At 54.8% G+C, this 20959-nt stretch carries 12 protein-coding genes; 8 read left to right on the top strand and 4 right to left on the bottom strand.

The features are described from left to right. Nucleotides 1–94 precede the first annotated feature (94 nt). The 4 genes from JUJ53_RS20930 (at nt 95) to JUJ53_RS20915 (ending at nt 12148) form a co-directional block, all read left to right on the top strand. Complete coding sequence (locus JUJ53_RS20930; protein WP_204153971.1) at nt 95–4393, top strand: TIR domain-containing protein; 4299 nt, start codon at nt 95–97, stop codon at nt 4391–4393. Between the two features lie 285 nt (nt 4394–4678). Further along, nucleotides 4679–6286, top strand: coding sequence for a glutamine-hydrolyzing GMP synthase (guaA, locus tag JUJ53_RS20925; RefSeq protein ID WP_343328004.1), 1608 nt, complete (start codon nt 4679–4681; stop codon nt 6284–6286). A gap of 623 nt (nt 6287–6909) precedes the next feature. After that, nucleotides 6910–10956: a PAS domain S-box protein gene (locus tag JUJ53_RS20920; protein ID WP_204153970.1), complete on the top strand. Its 4047-nt coding sequence runs from the start codon at nt 6910–6912 to the stop codon at nt 10954–10956. 88 nt (nt 10957–11044) lie between these two features. Next, a complete protein-coding gene (locus JUJ53_RS20915; protein ID WP_204153969.1) occupies nt 11045–12148 on the top strand; it encodes a hybrid sensor histidine kinase/response regulator in 1104 nt (367 codons plus the stop codon). Nucleotides 12149–12206: 58 nt separating this feature from the next. On the opposite strand, the gene JUJ53_RS20910 is transcribed toward JUJ53_RS20915, so the two are convergent. From JUJ53_RS20910 to JUJ53_RS20900, 3 genes are all read right to left on the bottom strand, one after another. Next, nucleotides 12207–12989 carry a tryptophan-rich sensory protein gene (locus JUJ53_RS20910; protein WP_204153968.1) on the bottom strand — a complete coding sequence of 261 codons (783 nt, stop codon included), beginning with the start codon at nt 12987–12989 and terminating at the stop codon, nt 12207–12209. A gap of 116 nt (nt 12990–13105) precedes the next feature. Further along, a complete protein-coding gene (leuS, locus tag JUJ53_RS20905; protein WP_204153967.1) occupies nt 13106–15682 on the bottom strand; it encodes a leucine--tRNA ligase in 2577 nt (858 codons plus the stop codon). A 99-nt stretch (nt 15683–15781) separates the two neighbouring features. After that, complete coding sequence (locus tag JUJ53_RS20900) at nt 15782–16831, bottom strand: LD-carboxypeptidase (RefSeq protein WP_204153966.1); 1050 nt, start codon at nt 16829–16831, stop codon at nt 15782–15784. A 282-nt stretch (nt 16832–17113) separates the two neighbouring features. Between JUJ53_RS20900 and rpsB the strand changes: the two genes are divergently transcribed. The 4 genes from rpsB (at nt 17114) to JUJ53_RS20880 (ending at nt 20081) form a co-directional block, all read left to right on the top strand. Then, nucleotides 17114–17899 (top strand): 30S ribosomal protein S2, encoded by a 786-nt coding sequence (rpsB, locus tag JUJ53_RS20895; protein ID WP_204153965.1) that lies wholly within the window; start codon nt 17114–17116, stop codon nt 17897–17899. Between the two features lie 118 nt (nt 17900–18017). Continuing rightward, nucleotides 18018–18818: a translation elongation factor Ts gene (gene tsf / locus JUJ53_RS20890; RefSeq protein WP_204153964.1), complete on the top strand. Its 801-nt coding sequence runs from the start codon at nt 18018–18020 to the stop codon at nt 18816–18818. A gap of 286 nt (nt 18819–19104) precedes the next feature. Continuing rightward, nucleotides 19105–19488, top strand: a complete 384-nt coding sequence (locus JUJ53_RS20885) for an NINE protein (protein WP_204153963.1) — start codon at nt 19105–19107, stop codon at nt 19486–19488. Between the two features lie 32 nt (nt 19489–19520). Then, nucleotides 19521–20081, top strand: coding sequence for a ComEA family DNA-binding protein (locus tag JUJ53_RS20880; protein ID WP_239125254.1), 561 nt, complete (start codon nt 19521–19523; stop codon nt 20079–20081). On the opposite strand, the gene lepB is transcribed toward JUJ53_RS20880, so the two are convergent. Next, nucleotides 20078–20902 (bottom strand): signal peptidase I, encoded by an 825-nt coding sequence (gene lepB / locus JUJ53_RS20875; protein ID WP_239125253.1) that lies wholly within the window; start codon nt 20900–20902, stop codon nt 20078–20080. The two genes, JUJ53_RS20880 and lepB, sit on opposite strands and share 4 nt — an antisense overlap. Nucleotides 20903–20959 lie beyond the last annotated feature (57 nt).

The following is a 20959-nucleotide window of genomic DNA, read 5'->3' as shown; positions in this document are numbered from 1 at the left end:
CACAACAATCGGCAAACTAGGGAGAAAGAACGGGAGATCTATCGGTAGGATTGAAGCAGTCCTTTGTTGTTTTTACCCTCTCCTTAAATCGTCCATGCCCGACTTCCAGGATGCGTTTATCTCCTACGGCCGTGCCGACAGCCTCGTGTTTGCCAAAAAACTCCACGCCCACTTGGTGAACCATGACCTTGATATTTGGTTCGACCAAAACAATATTCCCCTGGGAGTTGATTTTCAAAATCAAATTGACGTTGGCATTGAGCAGTCTCATAACTTCTTATTTATTATCGCTCCCCACGCGGTTAACTCTCCCTACTGCGGTAAGGAAATTGAGTTAGCCCTGAACTGCCAGAAACGGATTATTCCGCTCTTACACGTTGAGCAAATTTCCTACGAAACGTGGCAGCAGCGCTACCCCAGCCAGACGATCGCCCAATGGCAAGACTACCAAGCCCAAGGATTGCACTCCAGCTTTCCCAACATGCATCCCGTGATTGGCAAAATTAATTGGGTTTATTTCCGAGAGGGCATGGATGATTTTGACACCTCCTTTGCCGGGCTGTTGGAGGTTATGCATCGTCATCGCGACTATGTCCATCGCCATACGGTTTTCCTAAACCAAGCTCTCACTTGGTCTCGCAATCAACAGCAATCACGTTACTTACTCACCGGGCGCGATCGCCTCCTAGGAGAAGACTGGCTACGCGTTCAGTTCACCACCGAGCAAGCCCCCTGCGAACCCACCGATCTCCACTGTGAATTTATCTGCGAGAGCATCAAAAACGCCAATAACTTGATGGCGCAGGTATTTCTATGCTACGCCGACAGCGATCGCCCCCGTATGGAGAACATTCGGCGAAGCCTGATGCGCAAGGGCTTTACGGTTTGGACAGACACCACCGACATTCGCACCGGAGAAGATACGCAGGCGGTGAGCGATCGCGGCATTGAAGGAGCCGACGCCGTTGTCTATCTGCTCTCCCAGGCATCCCTCAGCAGCGACGACTGTCAGCATCAGTTAGCCCATGCCTTCAGCCATCACAAACGGATCATTCCCCTACAGATGGAAGCGATCGACGCATTAACATCATCCTCTCGGCGCAACCGACGCGGTCTAGATGCAATTTACACCAAGCTAGAAGAGGATGCCCCCGTTCATGCCCTACCGCTGCAGTTGCGATCGCTGCAGTTTATTGACTTTAGCCAAGCGGATGATCCGATTCATTATCACGCCAGTTTAGATAAACTAATTGCTACCCTTCAGGATAACGCCCAGTATTACGAACTTCATAAAATCTTGCTCACCCGCGCCCTCAAATGGCGCGATCAGAACCGAAATACCAGCATCTTATTACGAGGCTATCGTCTAGAACAAGCCGAGGCATGGCTCAAGAGCACCCAGCAAAATCCCGACCATCCCCCCACCTCTCTACAACAGGACTACATCAACGCCAGTCTCAGTCATCCGCCTGAAGAATCGCTGGACGTCTTTATTTCCTATCCCATGGAGGAAGCAGATTTTGCGCGGCGGCTCAATGAAGCACTACAGCTTCAAGGAAAGACCACCTGGTTTGATCAAGATAATGTAGAATCCCGTCTTGGCGCGGATGCCGAGGTGCTGCATGGGCTAGAAACCTGTGATAACGTCCTGGTCATCATTGCGCCCTATACCCTTGATCTTCCCAATCATGAGTCAGAAGTACATCACGCTCTCCAAATCAACAAGCGAATTATTCCCGTCTTACCCTACGGACTCAGCGACGAACTGCCAGACATCCTGAAGGGAATTCCCCCCATCGATTTTAGTGACGATGGCGGTAGCTTCACCATCAACTTTAGTGAACTGGTGCGGATGCTAGAGGTCGATCGCGACCATGTCCATAGCCATACCCACTGGCTTCAGAGGGCGATCGCTTGGGGAGATAAACAGAAAAACCCCGATCTGCTGTTGCGGGGCAGTGAGTTGGCGATCGCTAATACCTGGCTCAGAGAGGCGGACGATACCCAGAAAAATCCCCCTGTTACCAAGCTGCAGCGACAGTTTATTAATGCCAGCCAGCAGCTTGCCGACACCATCACCGCCGAGGAAAGCCGTAAGCAGGCTATTCTGCTGAAACTCCAGGAAGAACGAGCTCAAGAAGCGGAAGGACGGCTAGCGGCTGAACAACAATCATTTAAACGCCAGCGCCTGCTGCTGCAGGTGGTCACCCTCGGTCTGTTTGCGCTGCTGGGAGCTGTGGGCGTTGCTCTGTCAGAATATCGTCGGTCATCCATCCAAACGGTGAAGATCACGAGTCTCTATAGCCGTATCTTATCCAACGATAATAATCATCTCGATGCCCTCGTCGAGGTTTTGCAAGCAAGGCAACGCAGCGATTACTGGCTAACTCAGCAAGCCGACACCGTAGCAGCACGCAACCAAGTCGATCTTGCCCTGCGGCAAGTTGTCTACAGTATTCAGGAATTTAACCGAATTAGCACTGCCGACATCCCAACCAGCGTCGCCTTCAGTCCCGATGGGCAATGGATGGCGGTATCCTACGAAAATGGCACCGGAACGATCTGGACGGTTCAGGGCGACCTCAAGGCAAGCTTTGGCCATAGGAGCGATCGCCCCATCACCCAAGTTCTATTTCATCCCACCAGCCAATCTGTACTGACCGCCAGTGAGGATGGCACCCTCAAACAGTGGTCGCTAGACGGTACTCTCACCTCCACCATCCCCGAAGCCCACCCTGGAGGCGTGGTCAGTATGGTCTACAGTCCCGATGGGGCACATCTGCTCTCGGTAGGACAAGATCAGACCATGAAGCGCTGGACACTCGATGGCCAAGTCCAGCAAACCACGCCCCTGCCAGATGGCTCCGTGACCCAAGTCGCCATGATGCCCGATGGCCAAACCATCCTCACCAGCCATGACCGCGGGATAGACCAATGGTCACTAACGGGAGACCTGCTACGGCAAATGACGACGGATACCGGATCCATTTCAGCGATCGCCATCCATCCCGACGGCGACCTGATTGCAGCGGGCGCTCAAAATGGCACCGTCACCCTCTGGGATGCAGCCGGTGTTCAGGTCGGGACAATCTCATCAGCCCATGTCAGCAGAATCGAAGCCCTCGCCTTTGCCGATCGCGACACCCTCGTCTCCGCTGGACGCGACCGACGCATTCATCTCTGGTCTACAGATGGCGTCCTCAAGGAAACATTTTTGGGTCATGAGCATCAGGTCTTAGATCTAGCCGTACATCCCACCGGTGCGATCGCCTCCGTCAGCGCCGATCGCACCCTGCGACTCTGGCAACAAAATACCCGCCGCCGCATCATTAACGCCCATCCTAATTGGGAAATCAATGACCATGCCGTCCATACAGCCAGCGGCATCATTGCCACCGCCAGCGGCGATCAACGGGTACGTCTATGGCGGCAGACCGGCCAACAGCTTCAAGAACTCACCGAGCACAACGATACTGTGGAAGCCGTTGCCTTTAGCCCCAATGGCAGCTATCTCGCCTCAGGAGACCATGAGGGACGCATCCTTCTATGGGCGATCGCTGATGACATGACCCAACTCACCGATGCAGGGGCGGTGGATACCCTAGACATAACGTTGGCACAACGTTTAGACGGCCACGAGGGAGCCATTCATGATCTCATATTCAACGCTAGGGGCGATCGCCTCATTTCTAGCGGAGCAGATGGCACCGTGCGGATTTGGGATCTCAGCGGACAGATGCTGCAGGTGCTGTCTACCGAGGAAGACCAACGATTGCTAGGTCTCGACGCCCATCCCACCAGAGATTGGATTATGGTCGGCGGTGGTCAAAACCTCTTTCTTTGGGATTTGGAAGGCAAACGTCTGCAGACCCTACCGGCGCATGACCAAGCGATCGCCGACGCTGCTTTCAGTCCTCAAGGGCAGACAATAGCTACCGCCAGCATTGATGGATCGGTGAAGCTTTGGCAGATCGACTCGGACAGCAAGCTAACCCCAACCGGTTCGATCACCAACTATTCCAGCCCCATCCATCGCATCAGCTTTAGCCCCAGCGGCAACCGTCTAGCCGCTAGTCGGGAAGACGGTATGATTCAGGTCTGGAATTTAGACCATAATGCCCGTAATACCGCCATCAGCGCCATCCTCAGCGGTCATCGCGGCAGCATAGTCGCCCTAGGGTTTGGCGGCATGGACGATCGCCTCATTTCCGGCGGGCATGACGGCAGGCTGATGATTTGGGATCTGACCGAAATCCTTGAGATCACAGAGATCGACTATGCCTGTGCATGGGTTCAGGATTATCTTCGACAGCTCGATGGCGATCGCGCCCTATGTCGCAACGTGGATCAACAGGATAGCTCCTCATTATTTGATGTCCAGACCAACCCCTAGCCTGCACCAGCGCCTTTGATCTGAACAATGACACGATATCTCAGCGATCGCCTCCTTGCCCTCTGTAGGAAAATCAGTCACAATACGGGGACATTAATTACCGTTATATAGATACGTGCATGATGCAGATCGGGCAGCGGTGACATGGTTCGCGATCGAGGATCTCAACCCCTCCCTCTAGAAGGATTGGATGATTCTCTCGCAAAGGCCACTTTTCCCAGACCATGATCTCGATCAGGCATACTTATTGTTTTCTATCCTTCATGACTGACCAGGACTCAATCGGTGACTCTCCAAACCCAACTTCCACCCGACGCTTACACCACTGAGCACATCACCCGTCAGATGATTGTGATCCTCGACTTTGGCTCGCAATATTCTGAACTCATTGCTCGACGAATTCGCGAAACCCAAGTCTATTCTGAAGTGCTTTCCTACCGCACCACGGTTGAGCAACTCCAGCAACTCAATCCCAAGGGCATTATTCTATCGGGTGGTCCAAGCTCCGTCTATGACGACAACGCTCCCCACTGCGATCCCAAAATTTGGGATCTGGGCATCCCTGTTCTAGGGGTGTGCTACGGTATGCAGTTGATGGTAGAACAGTTGGGTGGCAGCGTTGAGCGGGCCCTGCGCGGTGAATATGGCAAGGCATCGCTCTACATCGATGATCCCACCGATCTCCTCACCAACGTAGACGACGGCACCACCATGTGGATGAGTCATGGAGACTCCGTCAAGGCGTTGCCCGATGGCTTTGAGCTGCTCGCCCACACCGACAATACTCCCTGCGCCGCGATCGCCCACCATGAGCGCAAGCTCTACGGCGTCCAGTTCCATCCCGAAGTGGTGCATTCCATCGGCGGTCTGGCGCTGATTCGCAACTTTGTTTATCACGTCTGTTGTTGCGAACCAACTTGGACAACCGAAGCGTTTGTAGAAGATGCTATTCGTGAAATCCGGGCCCGCATTGGCGAGAAGCGGGTGCTGCTGGCGCTATCCGGCGGCGTTGACTCCTCAACTCTAGCCTTTTTGCTGCACCAGGCCATCGGGGATCAGCTCACCTGCATGTTTATCGACCAAGGCTTCATGCGCAAGTATGAGCCAGAGCGCCTGGTGAAATTGTTCCACGAACAGTTCCACATTCCCGTGGTACACGTTCAGGCCCGCGATCGCTTCTTGGCAGTCATTGAAGGCATCAGCGATCCCGAGGAAAAACGTAAGCGCATTGGCCACGAGTTCATTCAGGTTTTTGAAGAAGAATCCAAGCGTCTTGGCCCCTTCGACTACCTAGCCCAGGGCACCCTCTACCCTGATGTGATCGAGTCAGCCGACACCAACGTTGATCCCAAAACTGGAGAGCGGGTGGCGGTGAAGATCAAGAGCCACCACAACGTGGGTGGGCTACCCAAGGATCTGCGCTTCAAGCTCGTCGAGCCCCTGCGCAAATTGTTTAAAGACGAAGTGCGCAAAGTCGGGCTGTCCATCGGTCTTCCCGAAGAGATTGTCAAACGCCATCCCTTCCCAGGCCCGGGTCTAGCCATTCGCATTCTGGGCGAAGTGACGGCAGAAAAGCTGAGCATCCTGCGCGATGCGGATTTCATCGTGCGGCAGGAGATCAACCAACGCGGTCTGTATAACGACTTCTGGCAAGCCTTCGCTGTGCTGCTGCCCATTCGCAGCGTGGGAGTGATGGGCGATCAACGCACCTACGCTTACCCAATCGTGCTGCGCTGCGTTTCTAGTGAAGATGGCATGACGGCTGATTGGTCGCGTGCGCCCTACGATTTGCTAGAAGCCATTTCCACGAGGATTGTCAACGAAGTGAAGGGCGTCAATCGCGTTGTGTACGATATTACGTCCAAGCCCCCAGGCACCATCGAGTGGGAATAGGCAGGATAGCGATCGCCCCTAGGTAGAGTCCCCCAACAACCAGCGAAACGTGAACGAGCCTTGAGGGAAACTGGAGCAATCCAGTCCCTCAGATCGCTTACAATGGATCGCCGGGGTGCGATCGCTGGGTCTCCATATGAAACGACACTCTGTAGATGAGATGGGACGTTAGTTCGACGTTAGTTCAAGGACAACGCCCGTCATTTAACTTAAATAATCATGTTGGTTTTCCACAGGTTTTCCACAGGTTTTTCCCAAGCGCCTGTGGAAAACTATGCCATTTCCTGTGGAAAACTCGCTTTTCCTGTGGAAAACCTGTGGAAAACTTCCACAGGAATGTGGAGAGTTGTAATCTTGGGATAGGGGATCCTGACGTCGCGATCCCCCCCTTCGAACCCATCAAGGTCAAACCTCTGTTCTCCGATCGCGGGCGATCGCGGGCGATGGGGTCAACGATGAATTGCGCTTCATACTTCATCCCCCATTCATCCCCCAGCTCAATCATTTCTTCACAATCGCTCCCGGCCATGAATCCGCAGAATTACCTTTGGCAGGCTTTCTTGCAGCATTTAAGATAACAGTAAGAACCATCACCATCCTCACCATTTTTTCTAAGTTGATGGTTGAGTGCTGAAGCCTATTACTTTATTTCTCCCATGCGCGGTTTAAGCTCCTCCAGCGGGCAGATCAATCTAGCGATCGCCCGCAATTTACCCGTGCTTTCTAGCACAACAACCCTAGATAAAGCGATTGCTGACATCGAACGGTTTCGGACATCTCACCATGCAGCGGTCGCATCGTCAGGTTGCTGTGCCCTTGTGATGGAGCAAGACACCTTGGTGGGGCTGGTGAGCGATCGCGATATAGTAGCCGCCTTAGCTGCCGGACGGATCCCCGCCCAAACGCTCGTCGGCGAGATGATGGCACCTCCCCCAAGCCCTATTCCCTTAGCAGAGGTGACCCATCTTCCCAGCCTCCTACCCCGCATGCAGCAGGCAAGCCGATGCTGCCTTCCAGTCATCGATCAAGGGCAGATCATCGGTTGTCTAGATACGGCCCATATGCTGCACATGCTTGGGGATCAGCTCAGCGCCTCCCTACCCACCCCTCAACCAATTCTCCTAGGAGTTCCAGTCCCCTGCTCTCGCCTCCAAAGCATGATCGCCACCAGTCCTGCGGTCATGTTCACCTGTCATCCAGGGGACAACTACAAAACTACCTTTGTCAGTGCAAACATCCAGGAACTGCTGGGATATTCGCCCCAGATGTTTGTCCAAGAGCCCAATCTTTGGAGCGATCGCCTCCATCCTGACGATCGCGATCGCCTCCTCAGTGCCCTAGCGCTCTTGCCGACCCAAGGCGTTCAAAAGCACGAGTATCGTTTTTTACACCACGACGGTCACTATCTCTGGCTCGGTAGCGGTTTGCGGATGGTGTTTGATCCCCAAGGCATCCCCGTTGAAATTGTGGGATATGTCATTGATATCACGGAGCAAAAACAGATTGAGCAGCGCCTGAAGCAGCAAGCGGCCCATCTCAGTGCCGCCCAGCGCATCGCCAATCTAGGCAGTTGGGAGTTTGATATTCAGACCGGAGCAATCACCTGGTCACCCCAAAGCTTTGTGGTCTTTGGCTTTGAGGCAGCCGATGGCGAACCGACCCTGGAGCAGCTTGAGGCTCGTTTTAGCCCAGAAGCCCGCCTGCATCACCGCCACGTGTTGGAGCAGGCGATCGCCCAGCAAATACCCTATAGCCTAGAAATTGAATTTCACCGGCCCAATGGATCCCGAGGCTGGGTGGCAGCTCGGGGAGAACCCATCTTTGATGCCAGCGGGCAACTCAGCCGCTTCGTCGGTACAGTCCTCGATATCACCGATCGTAAACTTGCCGACATGAAACGCAAATGTAGCGAAGCTCGCTACCGCGCCGTTGTGGAAGACCAAACGGACTTAATTTGTCGTTTCTTGCCAGACGGTCGGCTCACCTTTGCAAACTATGCCTACTGTCAATATGTACAGATTGATCCAGAGATCGGCATTGGTTACTCTCTTGAGCAACTGGTACCACCTGAAGAATATGCTTGCCTCCAGCAACTGCTGTCCCACCTGACTCCCGAAACACCAACCATCACCACCGAGCAAAAAACCTTGACGGCTAGCGGTGAAGAGCGCTGGCAGCTATGGACGGATCGGGCCATGTTTGACGATCAAGGACAGGTGATCGAGTATCAATCGGTGGGGCATGACATTACCGATCGCAAACGCATTGAACTAGCGCTACAGCGCAGCGAGACCCGCTATCGAGCGATCGTGGAAGACCAAACAGAGATGATTTGCCGCTTTCGCCCGGATGGTTCCCTCAGTTTTGCCAACACCGCCTACCGTCGCTATTTCAATCTAGACACCACCCTGCCAGATAACAATGCCATCTGGCAATATATCCCTGATGATGAGCTAGATTTTGTGCGCACGAAGGTGCTAGGCCTGACTCCAGAGAGCCCCACCGTGACCTATGAGCACCGCGTCCTGCTACCCGATGGCACGACGGCTTGGCAATTGTGGACCGATCGCGCCATTTTTGACGACCAAGGTCAGCTCTTGGAATATCAATCCGCAGGCCGCGATATTACCGATCGCAAGCACGATGAGCAGCAGTTGCGGCAGGTGTCAGAACGGTTAGCCCTAGCGCTCAAGTCGGGCGCGATCGGCATCTGGGAATGGGACTTGCTGCAGGATCATTTAGTCTGGGATGAGCAAATGTATCGTCTGCATGGGCGATCGCTCGATGATCCTGTCAAAAGCGGCGCAGATTGGCAGCAAAACCTTCATCCCGAGGATCGTCAAGCTACTGAGCTCGTTCTAGCGCAAGCGCTCCAAGGAGAGCAAGAGTTTGACGCTACCTTTCGAATTGTCTGGCCCGATGGCAGCCCACGCTTCATTAAAGCCTACGGGCAGGTGCAGCGTAGTGCCCAGGGTCAGCCCGTGCGCATGGTCGGCATTAATTTTGATATTACCAAACGGCAAGAAGCCCAGCAGCGCATCCAAATTCAGAACGACCAGCTCAGCCGCGCCAACCTAGAGCTAGAGCGGGCCACCCGGCTCAAGGATGAGTTCTTAGCCAGCATGAGCCATGAACTGCGCACCCCCCTCAATGCCATTTTGGGCATGTCGGAGGGGCTACAGGAGGATATTTTCGGAGCGCTGAATCCTCGACAACAGAAGGCGATCGCCACCATTGAGCGCAGTGGACAGCATTTACTAGAGCTGATTAACGACATTCTTGACCTATCCAAAATCGAGGCAGGCAAGCTGGAGCTCCAGCCTAGCCTCGTATCCATCAGCACCCTCTGCCAAGCTAGCTTAGCCTTCGTGCAAGAAGAGGCGATGCGGAAACATATTCACCTAGAGCATCACATTCAGGGGGTGACATCCCTCTATGCCGATGAGCGTCGTTTGCGGCAAATTTTAATTAACTTGCTGGTGAATGCCGTGAAGTTTACCCCTGATGGCGGCGTTGTTTCCCTTACCGTCACGAGCCAACCTCCTGCACAACCTCCCGATCCGTCTAGCCCATCCCACCTATCGACCCTGCCAAGCGTTGTTTTCTCGATCAACGATACGGGCATCGGCATTGCCGAGAGCGATCGCACGAAGCTCTTCCAGCCGTTTGTCCAAATTGATAGCGCCCTCAATCGAAAACATACGGGCACCGGACTGGGGCTGTCTTTGGTCAAACGTTTAATAGATCTCCACGGCGGCCATATCACCGTCGATAGCACCCCAGGACAAGGGAGCTGCTTCTCAGTACAGATTCCCTACGTCCATCCTCCCGCCCCATCTACCGAGAAGGAAGCCAGTCCCCTTGCGATCGCGCCACGAACGAATATGCGATCGGTTCTGATTATTGAAGATTCACAAGACGTGGCAGATCAGCTCCAGCGTTATTTAACCGAGCTAGGAATGTCTTCTACGGTTTGCCGATGTGGGGAGGATGCGATCGCTCAAGCCAAGACGTTCATGCCGTCATTAATTATTCTAGACCTCCTGCTGCCAGAGGCGTCCGGCTGGGAGATCTTAACCCAGCTCAAGGATATCCCGGCCACAGCTCACATCCCGGTCATCATTGCCTCAGTGGTAGATGAGCAAGATCAAGGGTTAGCATTAGGAGCAGTGGATTACTTAGTCAAACCCATTACCCGAGTCCATCTCCATGCGGCCATTCGTCGTCTCTTGCCGACACAAGACGGGGGCGATCGCCTCAGTCCTACCGTCATTACGCCCAGCTACCCTAACCATCATCATGACCCTGTCATTCTGGTCGCAGAAGACAACCCAGCCAATATTGAAACGATCGCCGACTACCTCACCCTCAAAGGCTACCATCTCATTTATGCCCATAATGGGTATGAGGCCGTCAACATGGCCCAAGTCCAAACACCAGACTTGATCCTCATGGATATTCAAATGCCTGGACTGAGCGGACTAGATGCCATTCATCAAATTCGAACTACCATCTCCCCCACCATGCCCATCCTTGCAATGACAGCCTTGGCCATGCCAGGCGATCGCGATCGATGCCTCACGGCTGGGGCCAACGATTACTTAACCAAACCAATTCGGTTAAAGCTGCTGTTAGAAACGATTCAACAGCTTTTGCCGCATCCTGAATGAGCATCTCCCAACCCTCATCAACGGATCTAGACTCACCCAATCCACCTGTAGCACCGTTCCGAATGATTTATGAAAACGGTATTTTGGTATGACAATCTCAGCGTCCATTCTAGTTATCGATGACGAGCCCGATAATTTTGATGTCATCGACACTTTTTTGCACGATGACAACATCCAGCTATCCTATGCTTCCAGCGGCAGCCGTGCCATAGCTCGCTTACAGGATATTCAGCCTGATGTCATTTTGATGGATGTGATGATGCCCCACATGAGCGGCATCGAAGCCTGTCAGATCATCAAAGCTGATCCCCAGTGGCAGGGAATTCCGATCATTATGGTGACGGCATTAACTAGTAAGGATGACTTATCGCGCTGTTTGAATGCCGGAGCCGATGACTTTATCAGCAAACCCGTCAACGGCACAGAACTGCGGGCTAGGGTCAATTCCATGCTGCGCATCCGCCAGCAATATGCAAGCGTGCAAAACCTGTTGAGACTGCGCGAAGATATGGTCAATATGATTGTCCATGATCTGCGCACGCCCCTATCTAGCATCGTGCTATCGGCAGATATGCTGCAAAGCGGTCAGCTCACCGCAGCGAAACAGCACCATAAAGCTGAGCAGATTATGACCGCCGCTCGCCAATTGCAAGCCCTGATTGATGACCTGTTGATCATGGCGCGCATCGAAGATGGTCAGATGCTGGTCGATCGCACTACGGTGGACTTGAGACATCTATGTAAAAAAGCCTTGGAAGAATTTGAAGCGATCGCCCAGCAAAAACATCTAGACCTTGTGGGAGACTTACCGGCTCAGTTAAATCCGGTTCACGTCGATGCCACTATGCTGCGCCGGGTGATTGATAACTTACTGTCCAATGCCGTCAAGTTTTCTCCCAAGGGCAGCCAAGTTGTTCTCAAAGCCGATTCGTTGGATCAGTCCACTATTATTCAGGTGGCGGATCAGGGTACCGGCGTACGCCTTGACCTCAGACAGATTATTTTCGAGAAGTATGAAACGGGCATGAGTGCTGAGGGCGTGACCCAACTGGGGCTAGGACTAGCCTTCTGCAAGCTAGCGGTGGAAGCCCACGGTGGCGATATTCGGGTGGATGACAATCATCCTCAGGGTTCGGTGTTTACGATTTCACTACCAATCTACGTCGGTGGATCCCAATCAACCATGGTGTAGGGTGCGGTTAGGCGTAGCCGTAACGCACCGGCTCATAGACGCGTTACTCAGGCTCTGCTTATAACGAACGCGGGGCAACCTGCTTCCATCGAGCAACTCCGAGGGCCGCGATCAAAACGACAGAGGCAGCGATCGCCACCGGTGACACCAGCCCTTGATCGGCATGACGCACCGCGATCGCCACAAACGCCCAGATCAAAACACCGGTAAACACCGCATCCCGATAGAGAAAGGCCATCACACTCCCCAAGAGGGTGGCCACCGCCAGCATAATCACCGTCCACGCCGGCATTCCCAATCCCAACTCCGTCCAGCCTGTACTGTAGAGGGCGATCGCGCCATTCACAATGGTGGCTACGCTAATCCAGCCCAGGTATAGGCTCAGGGGTCGGTTTACCAGCCAGCGATCGCGGCGGCTAGGCGTCACGGTCTGCCGCTGATGGTAGTAGCCATAGGCTAGGGCAATAAGAATGGCCGCCATGGCAATCATGGAGCCCCAAAAGAGTCGATATAGAAACAAAAAGACCCAAACGCCTTGAGCCACAGAGCTGAGGATCAGGGCATGGCGCACGGGGTCTAAGTCAGAGCGCGATCGCTGGCTGGGCAGCAGTTGATAAATCCCAAAGGCAATCAGCCCTAGATAAATTAGCCCCCAGATAATAAAGGCATAGTTGGCGGGAATAATCATCACATCCCCAAAGACCCGGTTGGAGATCGCGCCAATAGACTCGCCATTGATGGGGTCAATGTTCGACCAAGCATTCACAAGGAAGGTGCCGATGATGGCAACGATGGTTGCGTAGGGGCGAGCTTTGGCGATGAAAGTCGGCTGGACTGGCATGGGCGATCGCAATTCATAACGGTACTTCTAGTATGGGAGACATTCCCATACCTTGCCCTGTACCCACCAGCCGAAATTCCCGAACCCCGGCCTCTACCCCGCGCTAGACCCGCTGTCTAGGTCACCACAAAATTCACCAGCTTGCCCGGCACCACAATCACCTTCTTGAGGGTCTTGCCTTCGAGGTAGCGCTGGGCCACCTCCGACTCAGTGGCAAACTGTTCTAGCTCGGCTTTGCTGGCAGCGGCGGGAACCTGGATGGTGCCTCGGGTTTTGCCCATAATCTGAATCACCAGGGTGATTTCGTCCACCACCAACGCGTCAGGATCATGGCTGGGCCAAGGGTGCTGATGCACCGATTCGCTGTATCCCAAGCCCTGCCACAGCTCTTCGGCAATGTGGGGAGAGAAGGGAGCCAGGAGGATCACCAGCGTTTCAATACCCTCGTGATACACCGCCGAGGTTTTACCGTCAGCGTCACTCAGGGCATTGCTCAGCTTCATCAACTCCGACACCGCCGTGTTGAACTGGTAGTCGCCGTCGATGTCCTCCGTGATGTCTTTAATCGCCAGATGCACCGCTCGCCGCAGATCCTTTTCCGCCTTCGTCAGAGTCTCAGGCAGGGTCGGCGCAGGCGATGGCGCACGGTAGTCAGTCACCAGCCGCCACACGCGATTCAGAAAGCGGGACTGCCCTTCCACATCCGCATCATCCCATTCCAGATCCTTCTCCGGCGGCGCTTTGAACAGGATAAACATGCGGGCGGTGTCTACCCCATACTTGGCAATTACGTCCTCCGGAGCCACGCCATTGCCCTTGGATTTGGACATGGTGGCATAGAGACGCTCTAGGGGTTCGCCGGTGTCTGGATCGCGGGGATCGCTAGGATCGGCAACGCGATCGGAGGGAATCCACTGGTCTTTCCCACCCCGGTTGGGGTTGCGGTAGGTGAGCCCCTGCACCATGCCCTGGGTGAGCAGGCGCTGGAAGGGTTCGTCAAAGTTCAACAGGCCGCGATCGCGCAGGAATTTGGTGAAAAATCGCGAGTAGAGCAGGTGCAGAATGGCATGTTCAATCCCGCCCACATATTGATCCACCGGCAGCCAGTCGTTGGCCTTGGCAGGCTCAAACACCTGGCTTTCATTGCGAGCATCGGCGTAGCGCAGGTAGTACCAGGAGGAATCAATGAAGGTGTCCATGGTATCGGTTTCCCGCTTGGCCGGCGTGCCACAGGTGGGACAGGGCACATTCACCCAGTCCTCCAGCTTGGCCAAGGGAGAGCCGCCCCGCCCCGATAGCTCCACGTTGTCTGGCAAGACCACCGGCAGATCCGACTCGGGCACCGGCACGATGCCGCAGGTGGGGCAATGCACCACCGGAATGGGCACGCCCCAGTAGCGCTGCCGGGAAATCAGCCAATCCCGCAGGCGATAGGTGGCTGTCCCCTTACCCTTGCCTTCAGATTCAAGCCAAGCGATCGCCTTCTCCACGCTCTGCCCCGGCCCTTTCCCAGCGGGAATCCCATCCAGCGGCCCCGACTGCACCATCACCCCGTCGCCTGGCCAGGCCTTGGCCATAGCATCGCCGTCTAGGGTCTCGCCCTCCGGCTGCACCACAACGACCACCGGCAGGCCAAACTGGCGGGCAAATTCAAAGTCCCGCTGGTCGTGGGCTGGCACCGCCATAATGGCCCCAGTACCGTAGCCCATGAGCACATAGTCGGCAATCCACACCGGCACCTTCGCACCATTCACTGGGTTGAGGGCGTAGCTTCCCGTCCAGACCCCGGTCTTTTCCCGATCCTCCACCATGCGATCCAGGTCGCTCTTGCTGGCAGCCGCCGTGCGATAGGTCTGGATAGCCTCAGCCTGCTCCGGCTTGGTTAGCTTGTCTACCAAGGGATGCTCCGGCGACAGCACCATGAACGTGGCCCCCCAGAGGGTATCCGGGCGGGTGGTGAACACCGTCAGGTCTGCCCCATCTTCTGTCTTGAAGGTGACCTCTGCCCCGGTGGACTTGCCAATCCAGTTTTCCTGCATCAGCTTGACGCGCTCAGGCCAGCCGTCCAGAGTTTGCAGATCGGTGAGCAACTGTTCGGCGTAGTCAGTAATTTTCAAAAACCACTGGCTGAGCATCCGCTTTTCGACGATCGCCCCCGATCGCCAGGAACGACCATCCGCATCCACCTGTTCATTGGCCACCACGGTTTGATCCACCGGATCCCAGTTCACCGCGGCCTCTTTGCGGTAGGCTAGCCCCGCCTTCAGGTATTCAATAAAAATCCACTGCGTCCATTTGTAGTAGTCTGGTGCGCAGGTGGCCACTTCCCGATCCCAGTCGTAGGACAGACCCAGTCGCTTGAGCTGCCCCTTCATGGTTTCAATATTTTGGTAAGTCCAGGTCGCTGGATGAACCCCGCGATCGATGGCCGCATTTTCCGCCGGCAGCCCAAAAGCATCCCAGCCCATGGGGTGGAGCACCCGGTAGCCCTGCATCCGCCGCACCCGCGCAATCACGTCGGTGATCGTATAGTTGCGCACGTGACCCATGTGCAGATTACCCGATGGATAGGGAAACATCGACAGCGCGTAGTACTTCGGCTTCTCGTTTTCTTCGGCGCGATCGCTGCCTTGGTCAGCCCAAACCTGTTGCCACTTGGGTTCAATCTCTCCTGGGTTGTAACGGGACTCCACGAGCTTCTCCTAAACTTACTGGAATGCGGGATGCAGATCTCTGGCCATTTTGGCATAAGCCGTTGAGGATTTTTCAGGCATCTGCTAGATCCATCCCGGCTAGGTCACCGCTGACTCTGTCATCTGAATGGTGGCCGCCGTGGCGTCAATCTCCACCTCTAGGCCTACGGGCAGGGTCAACAACGGCTCTAGGTGACCGATCGCTGCCCCATACCAAGCTGGAATGCCCCGAGGTTCAAGGTGATCCCATACCACTTCTTCCAGGGTGAGCGACCCATAATCCGCATCGGGGCCACAGCGAGTGCATTGCCCAAAAATAAAGCCCGCCAAGTTGTCAAATACCCCTGCTAGGGCCAACTGGGTCATCATCCGGTCAATCCGATAAATCGACTCTCCCACATCTTCCAGAAATAGAATGCCCCCCGTGAGATCCGGCATATAGGGCGATCCAACAATCCCCGACAGCACCGACAAATTGCCACCGACCAACATCCCCCGAGCCTGCCCCGCCGTGATCGTCTGGGTGCGGTTCGACACCTGCATGAGGCGATCGCTATCAACACCAGCAAGACGATTGGAAAAGGTCACTGCCTCGCCATTGAACAACACTCGGCGAAACATATCCACCTCCTGCGATCGCCATCCAGATAGCCCATTGGGGCCATGGAAGGTCACCAACCCAGTCTGCCCGGTAATGCCCATGAGCAGAGCCGTGATGTCGCTAAAGCCAACGAGGATTTTAGGATTCTCGCGAATCAGGTCATAGTCTAAATAGGGCAAGACCCGACTACTGCCCCAGCCGCCCTGAACAGGAATCAACGCTTTGATCGCCGGATCGGCAAAGAAACGATTGATATCCGCCGCGCGATCGCGATCCTGGCCTGCCAAGTAGCCATAGCGATCAAACAGATGCTCGCCTAACACCGGCTCTAGCCCCAGGGCTCGCACCGCCTCTAGAACAATCTCCACATCCTCCCGCAGGAAAGCCGCCGTTGCTGGACTGATGATTCCCACAGCATCCCCGGCTGCCAATCGCGCTGGTTTGATGCGATCGCCCCTGATCGCCATCGCCCGATACGGAACAAGGGGAGCGATCGCTGCCCCGGCAGTTGCCCAAGCACTCAAACGTAAAAAATGCCGCCGCTGCATAAGAGATGATCCTGCTGAATAGATAGGGAACAGATATCACGTAACCCGTCTCAGACTAGCGCCCCATTTACCCCCCACAATCTTAGGGGTACAGCGCTTTCAAGACCATCGATTGACAAACGGCCTCGATTGAAAAAAGGTTGTTGAGATCACCAAGAAAGATGATCAGCGATTGTGTTATTCTGGAAAAGTTGTCAAAAATCGCACACCCAGATATTCGGGTGTTTCGCAGTTTGCGAAATGCACTTGGGTGGAGGATAAACCCGAAAGGAGTCAAAACACATGCCCGTAGTATCTTTGGCCGAACTCTTAGAGTCCGGCGTTCACTTTGGCCATCAAACCCGCCGTTGGAATCCCAAGATGTCGCCGTACATCTACACCTCACGGAACGGCGTTCACATCATTGACCTAGTCCAAACGGCTCAGCTCATCGAAGAAGCCTACGCCACCGTCCGAGACGCATCGGAGCAAGGCAAGAAAGTACTGTTCGTGGGTACCAAGCGTCAGGCAGCCGGCATCGTTGCTCAAGAAGCTGCTCGCTGCGGTGCTTACTTTGTAAACCAGCGCTGGCTGGGCGGTATGCTCACCAACTGGGCCACCATCAAAACCCGCGTCGATCGCCTCAAGGAACTAGAGCACCGTGAAGAAACCGGAGCCCTAGCCCTTCTACCCAAAAAAGAAGCCGCTGTTCTCCGCCGCGAGATGGAAAAGCTGCAGAAATATCTGGGTGGCATCAAGAGTATGCGCAAGCTACCCGACATGGTGCTGATTGTGGATCACCGTCGAGAATATAACGCTGTGCAAGAGTGCCAAAAGCTCGGCATTCCCATCATTGCCCTCTTGGATACCAACTGCGATCCTGACGTTGTAGACATTCCCATTCCCGCCAACGACGACGCTATTCGTTCCATCAAGCTGATTGTCGGTAAGCTGGCCGATGCCATTTACGAAGGGCATCATGGTCAAGGAGAGGTGGATTACGACGACTACGATGAGTACGACGGTGCCGAAGACGATTACGATGATAGTGACGTCTCCGACGGCAATGACGAGTCGGGTAATAGCTAACGCAGCAGGGGGCTCTAGAGGGTGAGTTATCCCCATCTAGAGAGGTTCCCTCGTCTGTCCGATCAACTGCGGATATACCGCGGACTGTTGATACATGTAGATGTAGGGGTTAAGCACAATGCCGGAGATCTCAGCAAAATTAGTCAAAGAACTGCGCGATAAGACTGGCGCAGGCATGATGGACTGCAAAAAAGCCCTGCAGGAAAATGAGGGTGATATCGCCAAGGCTGGCGAATGGTTGCGGCAGAAAGGGATTGCCTCGGCCGAGAAAAAAGCCGGCAAGGTCGCAGCAGAAGGATTGGTTGACAGCTATATCCACACCGGCGGCCGCATCGGTGTGTTGGTAGAAGTCAACTGCCAAACCGACTTCGTAGCTCGCAACGAAGACTTTCAGGCTTTAGTGCGCAATATTGCCATGCAGATTGCCGCTTGCCCGAACGTTGAGTATGTGCGCACCGAAGATATTCCCGCTACCTTCGCGGAAAAGGAAAAAGAGATTGAAATGGGTCGGGATGACTTGGCCAGCAAGCCCGAAGCCATCCGCGAGAAAATTGTAGTCGGGCGCATTGAAAAGCGCCTGAAAGAACTCTCGTTGATGGATCAGCCCTACATCAAAGATCAAAGCATCACGGTGCAAGAATTGGTCACCCAGAATGTGTCCAAGCTGGGTGAAAACATCCAGGTGCGTCGCTTTGTGCGCTTTGTTCTAGGGGAAGGCATCGAGAAGGAAGAGTCTGACTTTGCTGCAGAAGTCGCCGCCCAAACCGGTGCTGCTGCGCCTGCTGCGGTTGCGGAAGCGCCAGCAGTGGAAGAAGCTCCGGCTCCGGTCGCTGAAACACCTGCTGTGAAAGAAGCTCCAGCTTCAGACGCCAAGCCTTCTGGTGGAAAGAAGAAGGGCGGCGGTAAGAAGAAAAAGTAGGAGAGCTGGGATTTATGGGGGCGATCGCTCCTCCTAGATCCAATCCTGAACTCTAGCGTTTTTCAAGATCCTGAGGGGCTGTTCTACAGTCCCTTTTTTGTGGGATTTTTGTGGGATTGGTGATGGCATTTTTCGGGCGATCGCCCCATGACGTTCGGTTATCCGCCGTTGGGAGTAGCTTCAAGGTGGGGCAGCGGAGAGACGGATGTGGATATGATAGAAAAGGCAAGGGAGAGCGATCGCCCAGACTACTTTCCATGCCGTCTCCCCACCGGAGCGTCCCACGATGATTGTCAAAGCAAAAAACCGGAAGCTGGCTATTATCCTCGCCTTTGCAGGGGCCGTAGCTCCTGTCTCGGGGCTACATAAGTTTTACCTTGGGCAATATGGCTGGGGCATTCTCTACCTGCTCCTATCCTGGACACCCATTCCCCGCGTTGCTAGCGCCATTGAGGGCGTGTGGTATCTATCCCAGCATCCCGATGAATTTGACCTGACCATGAACCCCAATCTGGCACCCCAGACCCCAGCAGAGCCGCCGGTGGATCCCAAACAGGTGGGGGCGATCGCCGATTCCCTACGCCACCTGGATCAACTACGGCAAGATGGTCTGATTTCCGACTACGAGTTTGAGCAAAAGCGACGACAGTTGCTCGATCGCATTGCCTAACCCCCATTCACCACGTGGCAGAGGAGTGACCCATGAGGCGATCGAGCTGGCTAACAGCCATGGAACGGGTGGGCAACGGCCTAAAAACCCGCCTGCAACCCCTAAAAACCCGCCTGCTGAAGGATCCCTACTATCGCTTTCAGAATGCTGAGGAACTGGCCCTGGCCGCCCAGATTGGCGTAGTCATTGATGCCAACCAGGCTACGGTTGATGACTGGCTGCGGCTACCGGGGCTCTCGATTCACCAAGCGCGATCGCTCGTTAGCCTACAGCGTTCAGGCCTTCAGTTTCATTGCCTAGAAGATATTGCAGCGGCGCTAAGCGTACCCGTATCCAACATTCAGCGGCTTGCCCCCGTCCTGAGGTTTTGCTACTACGATGCCGACAGCATTTGCACCATCCAGCCGGTGAATCCCAATAGCGCTTCTGTGGAGCAGCTCACCCGCATTCCCGATGTGGATCTCTTTTTAGCCAGGGCGATCGTCCAAAATCGTGAGCAGCGAGGGCGGTTTCAAAGCATGGCCGACCTACAGCAGCGACTCGCCCTCCCAGCTTCTCTCATGGGCAGCCTGATGCATTACCTCGTGCTTTAACTGGCTAGATCCACCGGAGTGGGGCTAGGAGTCTCATTGAGCGTGATTCGAGGCGGACGAGGAACAACACCCAAGCGATCGAGGGGCCAAAACCGAACGATCGCCCGTCCAATAATATTTTGGCGCGGCAAAAATCCCCACACATGGGAGTCAAAACTATAGTTGCGATTATCGCCCAGCATAAAAACCTGATCCGGCGGCACCACCAAGGGATTCAGCACATAGTTCGGCGGTTCGGCAATGTAGGGTTCGGCGATCGCCACCCCATCCACCCAAACATGCCCATCCTGCACCTGCACCACCTGCCCCGGCCCGGCAATAAGACGTTTGATAAACACTTGGTTGGCTTCATAGCCCTGGGCCTGCAGCGCTTCTGGCGGCACGAAGACGACAATATCGCCAGGCTGAGGCTCGCGAAAGGCGTAGGATATTTTTTCAATCACCAAGCGATCGCCCACCGCCAAGGTCGGCACCATGGAGTCGGATGGAATAAACCGAGGTTCGGCAATGAAGAGGCGAACCAGCAGCGCTAATGCCACGGCGACAACAATCGTGCGCAAGGTATCACGGCGGGATTCGGGCGGCGGTTGAGGATTGGGCGAGGTATCCCCGGAGCCACCGGCAGGGTTTGAGGCATCGGCCGTTACCGTTGAGGTAGGCACCTCGTCAGGGATACGATCCGTATCGGATCCAGCCGGTGGCTTCGTCGGGTTTGAATCTTGGGCGGTCATAACAGCGTCAACCTGAGGCATTCTACTGGGTGAACAAGGTGTGGGAGAAGCAGGCGATCGCCCCACCGCCAAGACAGCACCCAGCTTCAAAGCGTATCATACCTGTTGGATCCCTTGGGCTAGATCCTGGATCCCTCGGGGATCCCC

Origin of the sequence: Leptolyngbya sp. CCY15150 (assembly GCF_016888135.1) — a bacterium.
GTDB lineage: Bacteria > Cyanobacteriota > Cyanobacteriia > RECH01 > RECH01 > RECH01.
Note: the sequence above shows the minus strand (reverse complement) of the source record. Positions and strands in the feature narration are given on the sequence as shown.